This window comes from Photobacterium phosphoreum (genome assembly GCF_002954725.1).
Classification (GTDB): Bacteria; Pseudomonadota; Gammaproteobacteria; order Enterobacterales; family Vibrionaceae; genus Photobacterium; species Photobacterium phosphoreum.
On record NZ_MSCQ01000001.1, the window covers coordinates 302926 to 322462 of the forward strand.

20 protein-coding genes are annotated in these 19537 nt (G+C 41.2%); 9 read left to right on the forward strand and 11 right to left on the reverse strand.

Annotated features, from left to right (window positions below; all coding sequences use genetic code 11):
- Entirely contained in the window at positions 1-489 is a 489-nt protein-coding gene (gene pgpA, locus BTO21_RS01230; RefSeq protein WP_082056895.1) for a phosphatidylglycerophosphatase A, read from the forward strand.
- A gap of 98 nt (positions 490-587) precedes the next feature.
- Here pgpA and dxs read toward each other — a convergent pair whose 3' ends face one another.
- From dxs to xseB, 3 genes are read right to left on the reverse strand one after another with little or no spacing between them, the layout of a single operon-like run.
- Positions 588-2453 (reverse strand): 1-deoxy-D-xylulose-5-phosphate synthase, encoded by a 1866-nt coding sequence (gene dxs / locus BTO21_RS01235; RefSeq protein ID WP_045031190.1) that lies wholly within the window; start codon positions 2451-2453, stop codon positions 588-590.
- 24 nt (positions 2454-2477) lie between these two features.
- Positions 2478-3380, reverse strand: a complete 903-nt coding sequence (ispA, locus tag BTO21_RS01240) for a (2E,6E)-farnesyl diphosphate synthase (protein WP_045031188.1) — start codon at positions 3378-3380, stop codon at positions 2478-2480.
- Positions 3370-3615 carry an exodeoxyribonuclease VII small subunit gene (xseB, locus tag BTO21_RS01245; protein ID WP_036795796.1) on the reverse strand — a complete coding sequence of 82 codons (246 nt, stop codon included), beginning with the start codon at positions 3613-3615 and terminating at the stop codon, positions 3370-3372. Before xseB ends, ispA begins: the two co-directional genes overlap by 11 nt.
- Before the next feature lie 354 nt (positions 3616-3969).
- On the opposite strand from xseB, the gene pomA reads away from it, so the two are divergent.
- The 3 genes from pomA to thiI all read left to right on the forward strand — a co-directional run bounded on the left by pomA (position 3970) and on the right by thiI (position 7325).
- Positions 3970-4731 (forward strand): flagellar motor protein PomA, encoded by a 762-nt coding sequence (gene pomA, locus BTO21_RS01250; protein WP_065193042.1) that lies wholly within the window; start codon positions 3970-3972, stop codon positions 4729-4731.
- A gap of 9 nt (positions 4732-4740) precedes the next feature.
- Positions 4741-5649, forward strand: coding sequence for a flagellar motor protein MotB (locus BTO21_RS01255; RefSeq protein WP_045031186.1), 909 nt, complete (start codon positions 4741-4743; stop codon positions 5647-5649).
- 224 nt (positions 5650-5873) lie between these two features.
- Positions 5874-7325, forward strand: a complete 1452-nt coding sequence (thiI, locus tag BTO21_RS01260; protein WP_045031184.1) for a tRNA uracil 4-sulfurtransferase ThiI — start codon at positions 5874-5876, stop codon at positions 7323-7325.
- A gap of 109 nt (positions 7326-7434) precedes the next feature.
- Here thiI and BTO21_RS01265 read toward each other — a convergent pair whose 3' ends face one another.
- From BTO21_RS01265 to BTO21_RS01300, 8 genes are all read right to left on the reverse strand, one after another.
- Positions 7435-8043 carry a DJ-1 family glyoxalase III gene (locus BTO21_RS01265; RefSeq protein WP_045031182.1) on the reverse strand — a complete coding sequence of 203 codons (609 nt, stop codon included), beginning with the start codon at positions 8041-8043 and terminating at the stop codon, positions 7435-7437.
- Positions 8036-8941: a 2-dehydropantoate 2-reductase gene (gene panE / locus BTO21_RS01270; protein ID WP_045031180.1), complete on the reverse strand. Its 906-nt coding sequence runs from the start codon at positions 8939-8941 to the stop codon at positions 8036-8038. The genes BTO21_RS01265 and panE overlap by 8 nt, the downstream gene beginning before the upstream one ends.
- 108 nt (positions 8942-9049) lie before the next feature.
- Positions 9050-9856: a nucleoside-specific channel-forming Tsx family protein gene (locus BTO21_RS01275; RefSeq protein WP_045031179.1), complete on the reverse strand. Its 807-nt coding sequence runs from the start codon at positions 9854-9856 to the stop codon at positions 9050-9052.
- 322 nt (positions 9857-10178) lie between these two features.
- Positions 10179-11567: an AmpG family muropeptide MFS transporter gene (locus tag BTO21_RS01280; protein ID WP_045031177.1), complete on the reverse strand. Its 1389-nt coding sequence runs from the start codon at positions 11565-11567 to the stop codon at positions 10179-10181.
- Between the two features lie 197 nt (positions 11568-11764).
- Positions 11765-12139 carry a hypothetical protein gene (locus tag BTO21_RS01285; protein ID WP_045031176.1) on the reverse strand — a complete coding sequence of 125 codons (375 nt, stop codon included), beginning with the start codon at positions 12137-12139 and terminating at the stop codon, positions 11765-11767.
- A gap of 49 nt (positions 12140-12188) precedes the next feature.
- Positions 12189-12740, reverse strand: coding sequence for a peptidylprolyl isomerase (locus tag BTO21_RS01290; protein WP_045031173.1), 552 nt, complete (start codon positions 12738-12740; stop codon positions 12189-12191).
- On the reverse strand, positions 12740-13315 hold the full coding sequence (locus tag BTO21_RS01295; protein ID WP_052672697.1) for a YajG family lipoprotein: 576 nt from the start codon (positions 13313-13315) through the stop codon (positions 12740-12742). The genes BTO21_RS01290 and BTO21_RS01295 overlap by 1 nt, the downstream gene beginning before the upstream one ends.
- A gap of 79 nt (positions 13316-13394) precedes the next feature.
- Entirely contained in the window at positions 13395-14519 is a 1125-nt protein-coding gene (locus tag BTO21_RS01300; RefSeq protein ID WP_045031171.1) for a methyltransferase, read from the reverse strand.
- A gap of 149 nt (positions 14520-14668) precedes the next feature.
- Between BTO21_RS01300 and bolA the strand changes: the two genes are divergently transcribed.
- The 5 genes from bolA (at position 14669) to BTO21_RS01325 (ending at position 19535) form a co-directional block, all read left to right on the forward strand.
- Positions 14669-14983, forward strand: a complete 315-nt coding sequence (bolA, locus tag BTO21_RS01305) for a transcriptional regulator BolA (RefSeq protein ID WP_045031169.1) — start codon at positions 14669-14671, stop codon at positions 14981-14983.
- Positions 14984-15540: 557 nt separating this feature from the next.
- Positions 15541-16881 carry a Na(+)-translocating NADH-quinone reductase subunit A gene (locus tag BTO21_RS01310; RefSeq protein ID WP_045031214.1) on the forward strand — a complete coding sequence of 447 codons (1341 nt, stop codon included), beginning with the start codon at positions 15541-15543 and terminating at the stop codon, positions 16879-16881.
- 3 nt (positions 16882-16884) lie between these two features.
- A complete protein-coding gene (locus BTO21_RS01315) occupies positions 16885-18129 on the forward strand; it encodes an NADH:ubiquinone reductase (Na(+)-transporting) subunit B (RefSeq protein WP_045031167.1) in 1245 nt (414 codons plus the stop codon).
- Positions 18119-18910, forward strand: a complete 792-nt coding sequence (locus tag BTO21_RS01320) for a Na(+)-translocating NADH-quinone reductase subunit C (RefSeq protein WP_045031165.1) — start codon at positions 18119-18121, stop codon at positions 18908-18910. The genes BTO21_RS01315 and BTO21_RS01320 overlap by 11 nt, the downstream gene beginning before the upstream one ends.
- The gene (locus BTO21_RS01325; RefSeq protein WP_045031163.1) at positions 18903-19535 is read left to right on the forward strand and encodes an NADH:ubiquinone reductase (Na(+)-transporting) subunit D; all 633 of its coding nucleotides are present in this window, start codon (positions 18903-18905) and stop codon (positions 19533-19535) included. The genes BTO21_RS01320 and BTO21_RS01325 overlap by 8 nt, the downstream gene beginning before the upstream one ends.
- Positions 19536-19537: the final 2 nt, after the last annotated feature.

The following is a 19537-nucleotide window of genomic DNA, read 5'->3' on the forward strand; positions in this document are numbered from 1 at the left end:
GTGAGCACAAATCCAAAAGATTTATTAAAAATGAACAATCCTTGGCACTTATTAGCCACAGGGTTTGGCAGTGGTTTAGCTAAATATATTCCTGGAACCATGGGAACGCTGGCTGCAATTCCGCTATACCTTATTCTGGCTCAATTACCGTTTGGTTGGTATTTAGTGGCGGTATTGGTGGCGGCTCTGATCGGGATTCGAATTTGTCACATTACGTCTAATGACATGAAAGTGCATGATCATGGCAGTATTGTGTGGGATGAATTTGTTGGATTTTGGATCACAATGGCAGTAGCACCTACCGTGTCATGGAAATGGATATTAGCCGGTTTTATTTTATTCCGCTTTTTTGACATGTTAAAACCATGGCCAATCAGTTGGTTAGATAAACATGTCGAAGGTGGCTTTGGGATCATGATTGATGATGTTCTGGCTGGCTTTATGGCAATGATTTCGTTGTGGTTTGTTGGTTATTGGTTAGGTTTCTAAGTTTCACCTTAACGAGCAAGCAATAAAAAAGCCATGAATAGTTTATTCTTCATGGCTTTTTTTGATACTTTTTTTAGGCGAATAATGCTAATTCACAATTATTGAGCAATGTACGCAAGGATTTGTTTTTCAATACCTGGGCCATCAAGTTCTAGCATCTGGTGTAACTCAGCTTGAGTACCTTGTTCAATGAAACGATCAGGTAGGCCAATAGTTAACACCGGTTTAATGCATTTTTGTTGCATCAAGAACTCAATCACACCGCTACCTGCACCGCCAGCAATGGCATTCTCTTCAACTGTTACTAACACATCGTGGGTAGCGGCAAGTTCAAGAATTAATGCTTCATCTAGAGGTTTTACAAACCGCATATCAGCGACAGTAGCATTTAAATTTTCAGCGGCATCTAAGCTATAGCCTAGCATTGCACCAAAGTTTAAAATAGCCACTTTCTCACCTTGACGACGAACAATACCTTTACCAATTTCAAGTGCTGTCATGGTGGTTTCAACTTCAGTCCCTAAGCCACAGCCACGCGGATAGCGTACTGCACTAGGACCTTGATGTTGATGGCCGGTATAAAGCATTTGACGACATTCGTTCTCATCGCTTGGCGCCATGATCACCATGTTGGGAATACAGCGCATAAAGCTAATATCAAATGCACCTTGGTGAGTTTGACCATCAGCACCCACTAATCCAGCACGATCAATCGCAAACATTACCGGTAAATTCATAATGGCAACATCATGAATGAGTTGGTCATAACCACGTTGTAAGAACGTTGAGTAAATTGCCACAATCGGATGATAACCACCAATTGCCATACCACTTGCTAGGGTAACTGCGTGTTGTTCGGCAATCGCAACATCAAAATATTGGTCAGGGTATTCTTTTGAAAAGCGTACCATGCCAGAGCCTTCACGCATGGCTGGTGTAATCGCCATCAGCTTGTCGTCCACAGCCGCCATGTCACACAGCCAGTCACCAAAAATTTTAGAAAAAGTGGGGCTAGTATTTTTGGCTTTAGGCAGAGGTTTTTCACTTAAATCAAATTTTGGAACGGCATGATAATTAATCGGATCGGCTTCTGCTGGTGCATAGCCTTTACCTTTTTTGGTCATGATATGTAGAAATTGCGGCCCTTTAAGGTGACGCATATTTTTGAGTGTTTTCACTAACTCATCAATATCATGACCATCAATGGGACCAATATAATTAAAGCCAAGCTCTTCAAACATCGTACTTGGAACAACCATACCTTTAATATGTTCTTCTGCGCGTTTAACGATTTCTTTAATCGGTGGCGCATTAGACAGTACTTTTTTGCCACTTTCACGAATAGAAGCGTAAAAGTTACCTGACAGTAAATGGGCTAAGTGGTTACTTAAACCACCAACATTTTCAGAAATAGACATCTCGTTGTCATTGAGAATAACTAACATATCACTGTGTATGTCACCAGCGTGGTTCATGGCTTCAAACGCCATGCCAGCGGTAAGTGCACCATCGCCAATAATGCTGACAACTTTACGCCCTAGCCCTTCTTTTTCTGCTGCAATCGCCATGCCTAAGCCGGCACTGATTGAGGTAGAAGAGTGGCCTACTGACAATACATCGTATTCACTCTCGTCACGCCAAGGAAAAGGATGCAGCCCATCTTTTTGGCGAATAGTTGACATCTTATCGCGACGACCCGTTAAAATCTTATGTGGGTAAGCTTGATGACCAACATCCCAGATCACATGATCAAATGGGGTATTATAGACATAGTGAAGCGCAACGGTCAGTTCGACTGTACCGAGTCCGGAGGCAAAGTGGCCGCTAGTTTGGCTAACCGTCTTGAGTAAATAAGTACGTAACTCATTACAGACTTGAGGCAGACTTTCTGCGGGCAATAATCGTAATTCATCTGGCGTATTTGCTAATGCGAGATGCGGGTATTTTGAGATATCCAAAGTCATAACTGTTCGGCGCTTTTACTTATTTTAGTTATTGCGCTCGATAACATATCGGGCAAAAACTTCCAATTGATAGGTATTGTAAGGTATTGCTGCTAACGCTTGTAGCGCCTCTTGATAAAGTTGTTGCGCTTTTTGTTGTGCGCCCTCTAGCCCAAGTAGTGCTGGGTAGGTACTTTTATCAAGCTCAATATCTGAGCCTTGAGGTTTGCCTAACGTTTCAGTGTCGCTGATAACATCTAAAATGTCATCTTGAACTTGAAATGCAAGGCCAATAGCGTCGGCATACTTATCTAGCTGAGGTAGAACTTGACGTCCTTTGTCGCCAGCAGCTAGTGCACCTAGGCGAACGGCACAACGGATTAATGCGCCTGTTTTGTGTTTATGTATTAATTCTAGTTGCTCAAGACCAACATGTTGGCCTTCTGCTTCTAAATCTAGTGCTTGTCCAAGACACATGCCAGCAGCACCAGAGGCTTGAGCTAATTCACTGACCATGGCAATGCGTTGTTGATGTCCTTCTGGACTCAATCGGCCTTGGGCAATAATCTCAAAAGCTAATGTTTGTAAGGCATCACCCGCTAAAATAGCGATCGCCTCATTAAATGCAATATGACAAGTCGGTTGGCCGCGGCGTAAGGCATCATTATCCATGGCGGGTAAATCGTCATGAATTAACGAATATGCATGAATGCATTCAACAGCCGCCGCCGCAGTATCGAGATCATCATAATCGACCCCCAACATTTCACCTGTTACATATGTCAGGTAAGGGCGTGCGCGCTTGCCACCGAGTAGAGTACCATGCTTCATTGCTTCTAGCAGGGTTTGATCTGAAAAAGGTTGTTTTGTTAACCAATCTATTAAGCATTGGTTATTACGTTGTTGCAGCGTTTTAAGCGTCTGCGATAGCGGTACACTATTCGTCATGGCTTGGCTCAAAGTCTGTTAGTGGTGCATTATCGTCAGCGCGTAATAGGATTTCTACTCGCTGCTCTGCTTGGGTTAACTTTAACTGACTGTTACGAGCCAATGAAATACCACGCTCAAATTTCTTTAGCGCGTCTTCCAGTGGGATATCACCCGATTCTAGTTCATTGACAATGGCATCTAGCTCATCAAGTGCGGCTTCGAATGCCATATTTTCTGGTTTTTTTGCTGCCATATCATTTTCACTCTTATCTAGGTGCAAGAAAAATAACGTAGTGACTATCTAAGGTCAAATTATGTCACAGTAATCTGTGCCACAGACAGTAGTTTTCATCGTTGATAACGATAAAAATCACTTAATAATAGAAATAAAACCCTAAATGAAACGTGATGATGGTCGATAAAGAGTTAGCTTGCGGTAGATAGTGCTATTGATGTTTATCCTATGGTCGCAATATTTTGTTTTATGGGCGATATGGCGCTGTTATTTAATGAACAGTGAACAATATCCTATAAATTATTGTTCTATGTTAATTGGCTGTCAGATCGTTAGATTAATCATCAAAAAGGACAGTTAAGGAGACTTTGCGTGGATTTGGCAACACTGATTGGATTATTTGGTGCGTTCGCTTTTATTTTAATGGCGATGCTCGTAGGCGGTGATTTGGTGATGTTTGCTGATACATCGTCAGTCTTCATTGTTATTGGTGGTAGCTTATTTGTGGTACTGATGAAATATAATGTCAGTCAGTTTTTTGGCGCCGCTAAGATTGCTGCTAAAGCGTTTATATTTAAAACTGATAAACCCGATGATCTTATCGCTCAAATTGTCACGATGGCAGATTCTGCACGAAAAGGTGGCTTTTTAGCGCTTGAAGAAATGGAAGTCGAAAATCCTTTTTTACGCAAAGGCATTGATTTACTTGTTGATGGTCATGATGCCGATACGGTGCGAATGATGTTAAGAAAAGACATTGCCTTAACCAATGAGCGCCATGAACAAGGGGCGAGTATTTTTTCATCGTTAGGTGATGTTGCGCCAGCAATGGGAATGATTGGCACCCTAATTGGCTTGGTCGCAATGCTGTCGAATATGGATGATCCTAAATCAATTGGTCCAGCAATGGCTGTAGCATTGTTAACCACATTATATGGTTCTATCTTGGCGAATATGGTGGCATTACCTATCGCCGATAAATTGATGCTACGTAAAAATGAAGAACGCTTGAATCGACTGTTGATCCTTGATGGGGTATTGGCTATTCAAGAAGGCCAAAATCCGCGAGTGATAGATAGTTATTTAAAAAATTATCTGCATGAGAAAAAACGTCGCTTAAATTTTGATGAATAAGAGCTAACGATGGATTCTTTACCACCAAAGTATAAAAAGGGTTCGCCACCATGGATGGCAACTTTTGCGGATCTAGCAACGCTGTTGATGTGCTTTTTCGTCTTGCTGTTATCATTTTCTGAAATGGATGTACTAAAATTTCAACAAATTGCGGGCTCGATGAAAAATGCTTTTGGGGTTCAAAATGTATTAAATGTTAATGATATTCCCAAAGGCACCAGTGTTATCGCCCAAGAATTTCGACCAGGTCGTCCAGAGCCAACCCCGATTGAAGTGATTATGCAGCAGACGATAGATATCACTAAAAACGGATTAGATTTTCAAGTAGGTCATGCCGAACGTGAAGGGGGATCGCGTAAAGATGTTAGCACATTAGATAGTGGTAACAATGATCAGACCTCTGAACAACCTCAGCAGCAACAAGAACAGTCTCAAGCACAAGCAGAGATAACGGAAGCATTAACCCAAGCGTTAGCACGAGAGATCAGTGACAATACAGTAGAAATTGAATCGTTTGGACAGCAGTTGGTGATCCGCATTAAAGAAAAAGGTGCGTTTCCAGAGGGGTCTGCATTTTTGCAGCCTAAATTTATTCCGCTTATTCAGCAAGTGACTGAGTTAGTAAAAGATGTACCCGGTATGATTCGAATCAGTGGTCATACTGATAACCAACCCCTAGATTCTGAACTTTACCGTTCAAATTGGGATATATCATCGCAACGTGCTGTTTCCGTTGCTCAAGCGATGGAGCAAGTAAAAGGCTTTGATCGCCAACGGATGCGGGTTGTTGGTATGGCAGATACTGCGCCGCTTGCGGATAATAAAACCTCGCAAGGTCGAAGTCGTAATCGGCGGGTTGAAATTTCGATCGTACAAGGTAAACCGCATTATTCTGAGGACGTCAGCGCCAAAAAATAATCAGTGATGGTTTTTTTAGCGTGATATTTGCTGGTTGGCATGATTATGACTAAGGTAAACACTACATAAATACCAATAATAATCGCGTGACTCCGTAAGATAAGTGATGCTGTTAGCATATCCTTGTTTCAGTGGCAGACACCTTGCTGTATAATTTGCGCCTTTAATTCCGTTTGGTACTTTATTCTGTTTGGTACTTTAGACCCAGTGAAGCGAAGTGTGTTATGAAATTTATAGTTAAACCACATCCAGAGATTTTTGTTAAAAGTGATTCAGTACGTAAGCGTTTTATCAAAATTCTTGAGTCTAACCTGCGCATTATTTTAAAGCGTCAGTCTGAGTCTGTTAGCGTTTATAACCGTCGTTTTTCGTTAGAAGTGAACGAACCTGATGAAACTAAACGCGACATGGTGCTTGCAGTCTTAACGCAAACGCCTGGTATTCACCATTCACTTGAAGTTCAACAGACGGAATTTACTGATCTTCATAATATCTTTGAGAAAACACTAGAACTTGTTGGTGATAGTCTTGAAGGTAAAACATTCTGTGTACGCGCAAAGCGTGTGGGTAAACATGACTTTACCTCGATTGAAGCAGAACGTTATGTTGGTGGTGGTCTTAATCAAGCGATTGAGTCTGCAAAAGTAAAACTTAAAAAACCTGACATTACGGTTAATATTGAAATTGAAAATAACTTACTTAACCAGGTGTTATTCCGCCATAAAGGTTTAGGTGGTTTCCCGCTTGGTACTCAGGAAGATGTATTAAGCCTGATTTCTGGTGGTTTTGATTCGGGCGTTTCAAGTTACCTTCATATTAAACGTGGCAGTAAAGTACATTACTGTTTCTTTAATCTTGGTGGTCCTGTCCATGAGATTGGTGTTAAGCAAGTTTCCCATTTCTTATGGAAAAAATACGGTTCATCTGCCAAAGTTAAATTCATTGCAGTTGATTTTGATCCTGTTGTTGGCGAGATCTTAGAAAAAGTCGATGATGGTCAAATGGGCGTGATCCTTAAGCGTATGTTTATGCGTGCTGCGGGTCGTGTTGCTGAGAAGTTTGGTATTCAAGCATTAGTGACGGGTGAAGCGTTAGGTCAAGTATCTAGTCAAACGCTAACGAATTTACGTCATATTGATAACGTGACAGATACTTTGATTCTGCGTCCACTGATCAACTGGGATAAAGAAGATATTATCGATGTCTCGCGTCAGATTGGTACCGAAGATTTTGCGGCAACGATGCCAGAATTTTGTGGTGTGATTTCAAAGAGCCCAACAGTTAAAGCTGTAAAATCAAAGCTTGAGATTGAAGAAGCTAAATTTGATTTTACTATTCTTGATCGCGTTATAGATGAGGCACGAGTGATGGATATTCGTGAAATCGAAAAACAGAGCCAAGAACAAGCCCCTGAAATTGAACTCGTCGAGCAAATCTTAGAAGATGCTGTGGTACTTGATATTCGTAGCCCAGATGAAGAAGATGAAAGTCCGCTTGAATTAGACGGTATAGAAGTGAAGCATATTCCATTCTATAAGTTAGCGACTCAATTTGGTGACTTACCAAAAGATAAGACTTACTTACTTTACTGTGCCCATGGTGTGATGAGTCGTTTACAAGCCTTATACTTGAAAGAGAATGGCTTCGAAAACGTAAAAGTGTATCGCCCATTATAATTTAAATAAATGACATATTGGCAGGAGTAACTCTGTCGTTATGACATTAAAAAAGCCCTTAATGATCTGATCATTGAGGGCTTTTTTTATGCTAAAAACAAGATGATTATTAACGCTCAGGCATAATATCGTAATGCATATTTGGCCACACAACCATTGATTCAGCGATAGTCGCTGTTTTGGCTTTGTTGGTGAGTTGAGTAACGATATCAAGCGCAAATTCTTGGGCAGTGCCCGGACCTTGGCTGGTCAGTAATTGCGCATGCTTGTCATAAACCACGCGCTTAGGACGTAATTGTGCCGCTGGAATTTGATCATGAAAAGCGGGGTGACAGGTCATTAACGCTTTAGTAAACATGTCATTAGCAGCAAACATAATCGCAGGAGTCGCACAAATAGCGGCGATTAATTTACCATCATAATGGTGCTGTTTAACAAACTCGACCACCAATGGACTATCACGGAAATGTTCTGCACCTGCTACACCACCCGGTAATACCACGGCATCAAATTGTTCATCGGCAATAGCGATCAATGCGGTATCGGCCACCAATTTAATGCCGCGCGAGCCATCGACAATTAATGCGCCATCTTCTGCAGCACTGGCAACCGTTACATCAAATTGAGCTCGTTTTAAAATTGCGATAGTGTTAATCGCTTCCATCTCTTCAGTGCCGGGGGCAATACACACTACGATTCGAGGACATAATTCATTCATGGTCTTGTGACTCCCTATGTTTAATCGCCTGCCACAGTTGCTGATTTACTGGTGTATTAATGTGGTGGTGCTGGGCTTGTTGGACTAAATAACCGCTAATATAGTCGATTTCTGTTAAGCGGTGATGATAAATATCACGATTCATTGATGAATAGTTATTTGCGGTTGCCTTGATAACAGTATCGACTTGGTGACGTAATTGTTGTGGGGTAGTGCTAAAACCTTCGGCAGTCATTACTTGGGCGACTTCGAAGCAAATACTGTCTAGCGGTGAGTGATAGCAAGAGTGTGCTAAGTCACCATTGGAGCATTGATTTATGGCTGTCAGTGGATTAATGGCACAATTGATGGCCAGTTTTTGCCAAAGAGGCTGATAGATAGTGGCATGCCATTGGCTCGGGGATAATGCCGCATTAAACAGCCCTGCTATATGGGATTGAGCTTGTGCTTGCTCGTTGATTGCCCCGAGCCATGTTTGACCTAAACCTGTGTGTTGGATTGTTGTAGGGGTCGGTTTAAATGCAGCTTGAGAGGTAGTGGCATAGATAATTGGGTTATGCGGTAATAACTGTTGAACTTGTTGCTGGCTACCAATGCCGTTATGCATAATAACCACCACACAATCAGTGCTCAAATAAGGCAAGAGTGGGGTAAGTGCTGTGATGACTTGAAATGCTTTGACGGTAACAATCAGTAACTCACTGGCTGCGAGAGCATGTGGATCATTACAGTTGAAATGATAGTTATTTGTTGTGGTTGACGAGGTTAACTCACTAAAATGGAGTGTTGTTTCTGTCTCAGAATTTCTGGTCCATAACTGCACATTGTGTTGCTGTTGGGTTAGTTTTATTGCCCACAGTGCGCCAATCGCACCAGCACCTAACAGGGTTATGTTCACTTTATAGTCCGTTATTAGCTTAATTTTTTATTATAATAACATTATGACTAATCGTGGTGATCAAAAAAGGCGCCATCAGCGCCTTTTTTATGGTGTTATACCGTCAGCTTAGAACTTGTAAGATAGGCTGAAGTATTGTGAAACACCTGATGATTTAAAACCAGCAGAGTCTTTAATACCGTAGACATTATGGTAAGCCTTTAGACCGTAACCAACTGCGTAGCGATCTGTGTGCCATACGATACCGTTGTACATCACGCCGCCATTGCTTGCTGTTGCTCCGTACTTCTCTTTCATACCAAATTGGTAATCAATGTAACCTTGGTAAGAGATGAAAGTACCGTTTTCAAAGGTGTAAACAGGCTTGAACCAGTTAGTTGATACTTGGTAACCGTTCCAGTCTTTAACGTTCATGTCATATAATGAGTAAACGTTAAAGCCCATTTTGCCTAACCATGGCACTTCAATATCAGAGCCTAGACCAACGAAGTAGTTATTTACGCCGCCGTTGTTACCGCCCCAGTTAAATAGTGTTGCTACATAAAGTTCTTTTACTGGACCGAAAGATAGATCTTTACCTGTTAATGCGTCAAGAGAGATGCGCGGTGCAAATTTCATGAACATTTTATCTGGAGCTGATGCTTTATCGCTGCTATCTGAGTTAGTCAGGTTAAAGACATCAACATAACCATAAAGATCAAAAATTCCTGAGCGACCGCCAAATTCCATTTCTAGGTAGTCATGACCTGAATGTGCATCTGCTGGGCGAGGTAATTCTTTTAGCGCGTACATTAAGTTGAACTGCATCCATTTGAAATCATTTTTATGGATGTTGTCAGAGTAATCTGCTGCATTAGCTAACGAAGGTAGTGCTGTTGCTGCTAAAACGCTTAATGCTACTAGTGATTTGCGCATTTTGTTATCTCGCTCATGTTGATCTAGATGGTGGGATTTTGGCCGCCCCGTTTTGTTGGCGCTGATTCTAGTGCTTTATTACGCATTTGGGAATGAAACGATTGCGCAATCCTTTTCTATTTGTGATCACGATCCAGTGTAATCGATTACACTAGTTAAAAATGTGACATTGATCCATGAGGTAATGATTAAAATGAACTTTAATTCGCATAAATAGACTAACGAGTTCGCGTTATTTGGCATGTTTTTTGGGGCGATAAAAAATAGGAAGTTAACCGTAATGGCTAACTTCCTTTGGTATACTTGCTTTTATTAAGGATATTTAAGGCTGGTGGGTTGGTGTCGCTGTAATATTAAGCGCTGAATTATTAGCTAATAGACGAATTAATATCAGTACCGGAATACCCATTAAAGCGGTGGTGAAGAAAAATACATTATAGCCAAAGTGATCGATGTAAACTCCCGAGAAGCCAGCAATGAATTTCGGGAATAACACCATTATCGAGCTAAAGAGTGCGTATTGGGTGGCAGAGAATGCGACATTGGTAAGACTCGACATAAAGGTAATAAACGCCGCCGTCGCAATGCCAGCACCAAGGTTGTCAGCTGAAATAACCACCGTTAACATTTCAAGATTATTGCCGACATAGCTAAATACGATAAACAGCAGATTAGTGATTGCAGATAATACCGCACCTAATGCCAATATCTTGAGGGTGCCAAATTTGCTGACCAAGATCCCGCCAAGTCCGGCCCCTGCAATGGTCATTACAACCCCAAAAACTTTAGAGATTGAAGCGACTTCATTTTTAGTAAAACCCATATCGACGTAGAACACATTTGCCATTACGCCCATTACAATATCTGAAATACGGTAACAGCTAATCAGCAGTAATATAAGTAACGCATTTTTGCCGTAACGCTGAAAGAAATCCTGAAATGGCATAATAACCGCGGTGTAGAACCACGCACTTAAATTAGCATGATGTTTGTTATAACCTTTATTGATAAGTTTCTGTTTGTAATCTTTTTCGATGGTATTTATCGCGTGATTATCAATGATCGGTTCTTTGACGATTAAAGTGGTAATTACACCAATTAACATCATTGCAGCCATCATAAAGTAAGCACTTTTCCAACCACTAGGATCATAGTCAGTATCTGAACCAAACCAAGCGGCAAAAGCTAATGCGCCCGCGCCTGCCATGATCATCGCTAAGCGGTAACCGGCTAAATAGGTTGCTGATAATGCAGCTTGCATGCGCTCGGTCGCGAGTTCAATACGAAATGCATCAATAACAATATCTTGGGTTGCAGAGGCAAAAGCCACCATGATGGCAAAGATAGCAAATTGAAATAAGTCGGTTTGGGGATTACTTAATGCCATACCGCATAACGACAAAATAATCACAATTTGTGAAAATAACATCCAGCCGCGACGACGGCCAAATAATCGTGAAAATATCGGTAATGGAAAACGGTCAACCAAAGGAGACCATGCCCACTTAAAGCCGTAAGCTAATGCGACCCAACTAAAAAAACCAATACTTGTTTTACTTACGCCCGCTTCGCGTAGCCAAAAAGACAGGGTTCCAAACACTAATAAGATTGGTAATCCTGATGAAAATCCAAGTGCTAACATGATCAAGGCTTTAGGGTTTGCGTATACACGCCAGCCTTGGATATTTTCTTGGGATGTCGCTTTGTCCATAAATTCCTCTGGAAACCAACGTAACAATAGTTGTCGCTAGCATACTGAATATTTGAGATTTTGCCGTGAAATTAAAGCTTAGCAGTTATCAAATTTATGCGCATTGACTTGATGGTTATCAGACAAATATTTTATGGTTTAATTCTATTTTATAGCATGTTTTATAGAAATTATTGCACCAGAGTGATGAATGGATATCAAGGACGATTAACGGGAGCAAGCGTTGGACAAGGGCCAATGTTGAGTAAATAACAGCTGAGGGCGGCGACTTTGTGTTGGATAAAGTTATTTCCCATTAATTGATAATCACTAATGCCATTTAATGTTTCGACTAACGACCAGTAGCTGACTTCATATTGATTTGCTGGCTGTGGATTATCGTGGGGGAGGGCCCACCATTGAGCCAATTGATGGTTAAATAAGTTTTGCAGTTGAAGGTACGTAATATCACCATGGCTAGCGGCAATGGCATTGAGCGCTAAAATGGGGGCATTATCGACAACAAATTGTTGTAAATACTGTTCTTGTTGTTGTTCTGGTATCGTTGGTCGATTATAAGCAAGTGTTAACATAAGACGTCACCTGTTACGTGAGTGACTACGCACAGGCGACGTAATCACATTATTTAATGACTTTCATAGCCTCAATAATAATAGGCTGTTGTGGAACATCACTCATACCTGTGCGTGGATCTGAGCCTGTTGGTATGGTTGCCATTTTTTCAACAACAGGAAAACCTTTTATTACCTTACCAAATACAGCATAGCCTGTTCGGCTGCCTTGAGTGTTTAAGAAATCATTATTTGCGAGGTTGATATAAAATTGACGCGTGGCTGAATCTGGATTTTGAGTGCGAGCCATTGCAATGGTAGCGATATTGTTAGGTAAGCCATTGTCAGCTTCATTTTTGATTGCTGGGTAGCTAGGACGTTGCTTTAGTGCTTGATCAAAGCCACCGCCTTGCGCCATAAAACCAGGGATAACCCGATGAAAAATAGTACCCACATAGCTACCATCATCGACATAGCGTAAAAAGTTTTTGGTAGTAATAGGCGCTTTAGCCTCATTGAGTTCAACCGTAAATTGACCTAAATTTGTGGTGACAAGTACTTTGGTTGCAGCGCTAACAGGTAATGCAACCAATAAGCATAAAGCTAATAAAAAACGCGACATTATATATTCTCCTTAAGGTATTTATTTAATTCACTATCGCTAGCGATTTCATTGAGTACAGAATCCATGAGTTTATTCATGCTTGTTGCAATATCTTTAGGTGATGCTTTTAGTGCGTCTTCACGGCTTGAACGACCAGAATAACGCTTTATAAATTGTCCATCAGGGGTATTTACTGTCAGTGTTAATTGTAACTCACTGTGCATGTTATATTTTACGAGCTTTTGCTTAACAGTCACTAAGGCTTTTTCAACCGTAATGACCATGGTGGATGTCGCATTGTCGGTAATGCGAAATCCTTGGCCGCTAAGCTGCTGTGTTAATGCTTGGCGTAATGTGGTTGAAACAGGCTGTTGAGGTTGAATAACTTGCACATTTTCAGTACCGCTATCAATGGCTGCAATATAGCGATTGGGGGCTTTATCTACACTCGTAAGGTTGAGGGCTTTATGGTTAGCCCATGGCTTTGAGGTAAAGACAGCGGTTGGCGTTAATGTCAGTGGTGGTGGGGGCTGTGTAGCTGCACAGGCACTCAAGATTAATGTTGATGCTAGAATAACGTATTTTTTTATCATAAAGCATTCCCTTTGCTTATCTGTGTAGTCAGTAGTTACTGCCGTGTAAAGATTGATTTAGACGGCAATAAGTCTCGGTTTATTTTATTGCGCGTAAGACAACAAATTTATCGTTATGGCCAACGGTATCGACTTTATCGAAAATACGATTTAATTTTTCATGGTACTTTAACTGGCGATTACCAATGATGATTAACTCACCCTGTGGGCGTAATACTCGTTGGGCGTCACAGAACATTTGCCAAGCAATATGATCGGTAATGGTGTTGTTTTGGTGGAACGGTGGGTTACATAACACCAGATCGGCACTTTGATTGTTAAAGTCATCTAAGCAGTTGGCGACCATAACATTGAAGTTTTTTGTACTAGTAAGATTTAGTTGTGCATTTTCTCGACAAGAAGCGGCAGCCATAAAACTTTCATCAACACAGGTAATATTAGCATGTGGATTTAAGCGCGCAGCTTTAATACCGATGACGCCATTACCACAGCCAAGATCAATAATGTCTTTATATTGAGGTTTTGATGGAATGAAATCTAACAAAAATCGACCACCAATATCTAAACTATCACTTGAAAATACATTGGCATAGTTAGTAATGGTTAAATCATGCTCAGGTACCGTCCAGCTTGTTGGCTGTGGCATTGGGGCTGCTAATGATTTATTGACGGTAGTAAAAATCAAACGCGCTTTTTTAACCGCCAGTGATGTTTTAGTTTGACCTAAATATTTTTCAAACAATTTTAAAGTCGATGAATGAATATCTTTTACTTTACCTGCGGTAATCACCACACAATCTTGTGGTAATAAATGGCACAGTTGCTGTAGTTGCCAACTAAGCAGGCGATTATTTTTAGGTTGCTTAACCAAAACCAATTGTGGGTTAGTGGGTAAATCGGCTAAACAATCGAGAATAGTAATGGCCGGTAAATTATTTTCGTTGAGGTTATTAGTAATGGCTTGTTGAGTAATAAATGAATCAGTCACAGTGGTAACAGGGGCTTGATTTGCAAACCAACAACTCAATGCACCAAAATTATCATTGATGATTAAGATCGGACGTTGAGGATCAAGCGCCATTGCATGGCAATGATTGATCAAATATTCATCTGCGGCATCCCATGCTTGCAGGGTTTCATTTTTGCGTACAGGAAAACGGGTTAGCGTTAAAGTACGTTGGTGCAAGGTTAGCTCTGGTTTCATTAATAATAACTTTCGAGTATGTTGACGAAATGATAGAGCATTTTCGCAGAACAGTGAAAAGCTTGAAAGGAAATCTATCAAGTTAACACCATAATAATGAGCGATTGTTGTGGTTCGTGGCCTAAATCGCTTTTTTAGCTGAGGATATTATGATTCAACCCCAAATAGAGACAAAGTTAATGCACAGTTTTGATCCTGTGTATGTTGACGTAATCAATGAAAGTTACATGCACAATGTACCTGAAGGCTCTGAAAGTCATTTCAAAGTTGTGGTCGTGAGTGCTCAGTTTGAAGGTCAACGTCTTATTACCCGTCATCGTGCGGTAAATCAGTGCTTAGCGAATGAATTAGCAAATCATATTCATGCACTTGCAATTCATACTTATACAGAATCAGAATGGCAGCAACAACTGAATGCACCGGCATCACCCAAATGTCATGGTGGATCAACACTCGATAAGTAATAAGAGAATTAATTATCAAAAAGTCGTTAATAATACGGCTTTTTTTTGTCATTTTGAAGCGCTTACAGTGCTAACAGTGGTTGATAAAATTAAGGGTATAATGTTAATGGCATCGTTAAAATAATACTGAATATCTCATGGTTGATAATAACTTTGCCGTCATGTTGATGTGATGTGTTATTGATTGGTGTTTTTTGCAGCATTGTTAATAAAATGATTGGATTTAAAAATTCATATTTATGTAAAAATATCCTGTAAATGTGCAGTTGATCATATTTATTGGTTAATAAACCTATTGCGTCTTATTTGTTGCGTGGTTTTCACACGGAATCGCGTGGATTACCATAGAAAAAACGACTTAATTAATGGTAGAATCGCGGGCTGAAAAATTACTCGTTTATTAGTGTTTGTAGCGAGATAGTTAACTGGATGTTGCGATACAGAGTCGTTTAGTGGTTGTTATCACTGCCTGTTCATCGATATCAGGCCAAGAAACGTAGTGTCTTAAATGCGCAATATGAAAATTCTTTTTTCCCTTTAATGTAGTGCAAGTGCGTATGATTACAATAAAAAAGGGTTTGGATATCCCAATCTCAGGGACTCCTGCCCAGGCGATACACGATGGTAATGCCATCTCTAAAGTCGCCTTGCTTGGCGAAGAATATGTTGGTATGCGTCCTACAATGCATACTCGCGTAGGGGATGTAGTGAAAAAAGGTCAGATTCTTTTTGAAGATAAGAAGAATCCGGGTGTTAAATTCACTGCACCAGCTAGCGGCAAGGTAATTGAAGTTAATCGTGGTGCTAAGCGCGTTCTACAATCAGTGGTTATTGATGTAGAAGGTGATGAGCAAATCACATTTAATAAATATGATGCAGCGCAATTAGCACAGTTAAGCCGTGCGGTTGTGGTTGATCAATTAGTTGAATCAGGTATGTGGACTGCGCTTCGTACGCGTCCGTTTAGCAAAGTACCTGCTGTAGGCTCAGAGTCGAAAGCAATTTTTGTTACAGCAATGGATACTAATCCACTGGCTGCTAACCCAGAAGTTATCATCAATGAGCAAAATGATGCGTTCATTGCTGGTTTAACTGTGCTTTCACGTTTGACTAGTGGCAAGGTTTACGTTTGTAAATCAGGTGCAAGCCTACCTCGTTCAGCGGAAGCGAATGTGGAAGAGCATGTATTTAACGGTCCACACCCTGCAGGTTTAGCCGGTACACATATTCATATGTTGTTCGGTGCGGATGCTAAAAATATTGCCTGGAACATTAATTACCAAGACGTGATTGCGTTTGGTAAGTTGTTCCTTACTGGTGAAATTTTTACTGATCGTGTAGTAGCGCTTGCTGGTCCTGTTGTTACTAATCCGCGTTTAGTTCGCACACGAATCGGTGCGTCTATTTCTGATATCACTGATTCAGAAATGATGCCAGGTCAATTGCGCGTACTATCAGGTTCAGTACTTAACGGTGTTAAGGCAGAAGGTGTTCATGGATACCTTGGTCGTTACCACTTACAAGTTTCTGCACTACGTGAAGGCTATGAAAAAGAATTCTTGGGCTGGATTGTTCCAGGTAAAAACAAGTTTTCTGTTACTCGCGCCTTTATGAGCCAGTTCTTCCCTGGTCAGTTGTTCAATATGACAACAACGACGAACGGTAGTGAACGTGCGATGGTGCCAATCGGTAATTACGAAAAAGTAATGCCGCTTGATATTGAACCAACGTTATTACTGCGTGATTTATGTGCAGGTGATATTGACAGTGCACAACAGTTGGGCTTACTAGAACTGGATGAAGAAGATCTAGCGCTATGTACGTTCGTGTGTCCTGGTAAATATGAGTTTGGTCCAATGATGCGTGAGTGTCTGGACAAAATTGAGAAGGAAGGGTAATTCATGGGTTTCAAGAATTTCCTCGAAGATATCGAGCACCACTTTGAACCAGGTGGTAAGCATGAGCGTTGGTTTGCGCTATATGAAGCGTTTGCCACTCTTATGTATACGCCAGGACAAGTGACGCGTTCATCTGCGCATGTTCGTGACAGTATCGATCTAAAACGTATCATGATCATGGTATGGTTTGCGGTATTCCCAGCGATGTTCTGGGGTATGTATAACGTAGGTGATCAAGCTATTGCTGGTCTTAACCACTTATACACAGCAGACAAACTAACAGCAGTTATTGCTGCTGACTGGCATTACTGGTTTACCCAAATGTTAGGTGGCACGCTATCAGCGTCTGCTGGCTGGGGTAGCAAAATGCTACTGGGTGCAACATATTTCCTTCCTATCTACGCAGTGGTATTTGCAGTAGGCGGTTTCTGGGAAGTGTTGTTCTGTATGGTGCGTAAGCATGAAGTTAACGAAGGCTTCTTCGTAACCTCAATCTTATTTGCTTTGATCGTTCCGCCAACACTACCACTTTGGCAAGCAGCTTTAGGTATTACCTTTGGTGTCGTTGTCGCAAAAGAAATTTTTGGTGGTACCGGTCGTAACTTCCTTAACCCAGCACTTGCTGGTCGTGCTTTCCTATTCTTCGCATACCCAGGTCAGATTTCTGGCGACCTAGTATGGAATGCGGCGGATGGTTTCTCTGGCGCGACACCGCTAAGTCAGTGGTCTCAAGGTGGTCAAGCAGACGTAGTTAACACTATTACTGGTCAATCAATCACTTGGATGGACGCTTTCGTTGGTCATCTTCCAGGTTCAATTGGTGAAGTATCAACACTTGCTATCCTTATTGGTGGTGCATTTATTGTTATTATGGGCATTGCTTCATGGCGCATCATCGCCGGTACAATGATCGGTATGATCGTTGCTGCAACGCTATTTAATATCATTGGTTCAGATACTAATCCAATGTTCAACATGCCTTGGCAGTGGCACCTAGTTCTAGGTGGTTTTGCATTTGGTATGATGTTTATGGCGACAGATCCAGTGTCAGCTGCGTTCACCAATAAAGCAAAATGGTGGTATGGCGCATTGATCGGTGCAATGGCTGTAATGGTACGTGTAGTTAACCCTGCATATCCTGAAGGTATGATGCTAGCAATTCTATTTGCTAACCTATTTGCACCTCTATTTGACAATCTAGTTGTTCAAGGCAACATCAAACGGAGACTGGCTCGTCATGGCAAGTAATAAGGATAGCTTCTCAAGAACGCTGATTTTTGTGGTGGTATTGAGCCTAGTGTGTTCAATCATCGTATCTACAGCAGCCGTTGTTCTACGTCCAAAGCAGCAAGAAAATGCGGTACTTGACGTACAACGCAACATTCTTGCTGTTGCAGGTCTGTTGAATAAAGACACTAACATTCAGCAAACCTATAAGCAGTTTATCGAGCCTAAGCTGGTAAACATTGATACAGGTAACTATGTTGCTGAAGTTGCTGGTGAAAATGCAGCTAAATATAATCAACGTGACGCCGCGAAGAATGATAAAGAATCTATCAAACTTCCAGCAAACGAAGATTTCGCGAAGATTATTCGTCGTGCAAACGTAGCGACTGTTTATCTTGTTAAAGATGCAGCAGGTACACTGACTAAAGTGATCCTACCTATTCACGGTAACGGTTTATGGTCAATGATGTATGCATTCGTTGCTGTTGCAACCGATGGTAATACTATTGACGGCATCACTTACTACGATCAGGCGGAAACTCCTGGACTAGGTGGTGAAGTTGAAAACCCTACATGGCGTGAGCAGTTTGTTGGTAAGAAGTTGTATGATATGAACTTCAAGCCTGCAATTAAGATCCTTAAGGGTGGCGCACCTGTAGGTACTGATCACCAAGTTGATGGTCTTTCTGGTGCAACGCTAACAAGTAACGGCGTACAGCATACCTTCGATTTCTGGTTCGGTGCACAGGGCTTTGGTCCTTACCTTGCTAAGTTACGTGCAGGAGATCTGAATAATGGCTGATACTAAAGAAATGAAAAAGATCCTATTTGGACCTTTTATCAGCAATAACCCAATTGCATTACAAATTCTTGGTGTTTGTTCAGCGTTAGCGGTAACTACTAAGTTAGAAACTGCGTTTGTAATGACAATTGCAGTAACATTGGTAACTGCATTTTCGAACTTCTTCGTATCATTAGTTCGTAATCAAATTCCAAACAGCGTCCGTATTATTGCGCAAATGGCGATTATCGCTTCATTGGTAATCGTAGTTGACGAAGTATTACGTGCATACCTTTACGATGTATCAAAGCAGCTATCTGTATTTGTTGGCTTGATCATTACTAACTGTATCGTAATGGGTCGTGCGGAAGCATACGCAATGAAATCACCACCAATTCCGGCATTTATTGACGGTATTGGTAACGGTTTAGGTTACGGTTTTGTACTTATTACTGTGGCTTTCTTCCGTGAGCTTTTAGGCTCAGGTAAGTTATTTGGTATGCAGGTATTGCCACTGGCTTCTGATGGCGGTTGGTATCATCCGAACGGTCTAATGCTATTAGCTCCTTCTGCATTCTTCCTAATTGGTTTCATGATCTGGATTATTCGTACTTTCCGTCCAGAACAAATAGAATCGAAGGAGTAAGA

Bases quoted from the DNA above. Each gene is read 5' to 3' on its own strand.
- dxs (WP_045031190.1), bottom strand. From the start codon at position 2,453: ATGACTTTGGATATCTCAAAATACCCGCATCTCGCATTAGCAAATACG.
- ispA (WP_045031188.1), bottom strand. From the start codon at position 3,380: ATGACGAATAGTGTACCGCTATCGCAGACGCTTAAAACGCTGCAACAA.
- xseB (WP_036795796.1), bottom strand. From the start codon at position 3,615: ATGGCAGCAAAAAAACCAGAAAATATGGCATTCGAAGCCGCACTTGAT.
- BTO21_RS01255 (WP_045031186.1), top strand. From the start codon at position 4,741: ATGGATTCTTTACCACCAAAGTATAAAAAGGGTTCGCCACCATGGATG.
- thiI (WP_045031184.1), top strand. From the start codon at position 5,874: ATGAAATTTATAGTTAAACCACATCCAGAGATTTTTGTTAAAAGTGAT.
- BTO21_RS01265 (WP_045031182.1), bottom strand. From the start codon at position 8,043: ATGAATGAATTATGTCCTCGAATCGTAGTGTGTATTGCCCCCGGCACT.
- BTO21_RS01275 (WP_045031179.1), bottom strand. From the start codon at position 9,856: ATGCGCAAATCACTAGTAGCATTAAGCGTTTTAGCAGCAACAGCACTA.
- BTO21_RS01280 (WP_045031177.1), bottom strand. From the start codon at position 11,567: ATGGACAAAGCGACATCCCAAGAAAATATCCAAGGCTGGCGTGTATAC.
- BTO21_RS01285 (WP_045031176.1), bottom strand. From the start codon at position 12,139: ATGTTAACACTTGCTTATAATCGACCAACGATACCAGAACAACAACAA.
- BTO21_RS01290 (WP_045031173.1), bottom strand. From the start codon at position 12,740: ATGTCGCGTTTTTTATTAGCTTTATGCTTATTGGTTGCATTACCTGTT.
- BTO21_RS01295 (WP_052672697.1), bottom strand. From the start codon at position 13,315: ATGATAAAAAAATACGTTATTCTAGCATCAACATTAATCTTGAGTGCC.
- BTO21_RS01300 (WP_045031171.1), bottom strand. From the start codon at position 14,519: ATGAAACCAGAGCTAACCTTGCACCAACGTACTTTAACGCTAACCCGT.
- bolA (WP_045031169.1), top strand. From the start codon at position 14,669: ATGATTCAACCCCAAATAGAGACAAAGTTAATGCACAGTTTTGATCCT.
- BTO21_RS01310 (WP_045031214.1), top strand. From the start codon at position 15,541: ATGATTACAATAAAAAAGGGTTTGGATATCCCAATCTCAGGGACTCCT.
- BTO21_RS01315 (WP_045031167.1), top strand. From the start codon at position 16,885: ATGGGTTTCAAGAATTTCCTCGAAGATATCGAGCACCACTTTGAACCA.
- BTO21_RS01320 (WP_045031165.1), top strand. From the start codon at position 18,119: ATGGCAAGTAATAAGGATAGCTTCTCAAGAACGCTGATTTTTGTGGTG.
- BTO21_RS01325 (WP_045031163.1), top strand. From the start codon at position 18,903: ATGGCTGATACTAAAGAAATGAAAAAGATCCTATTTGGACCTTTTATC.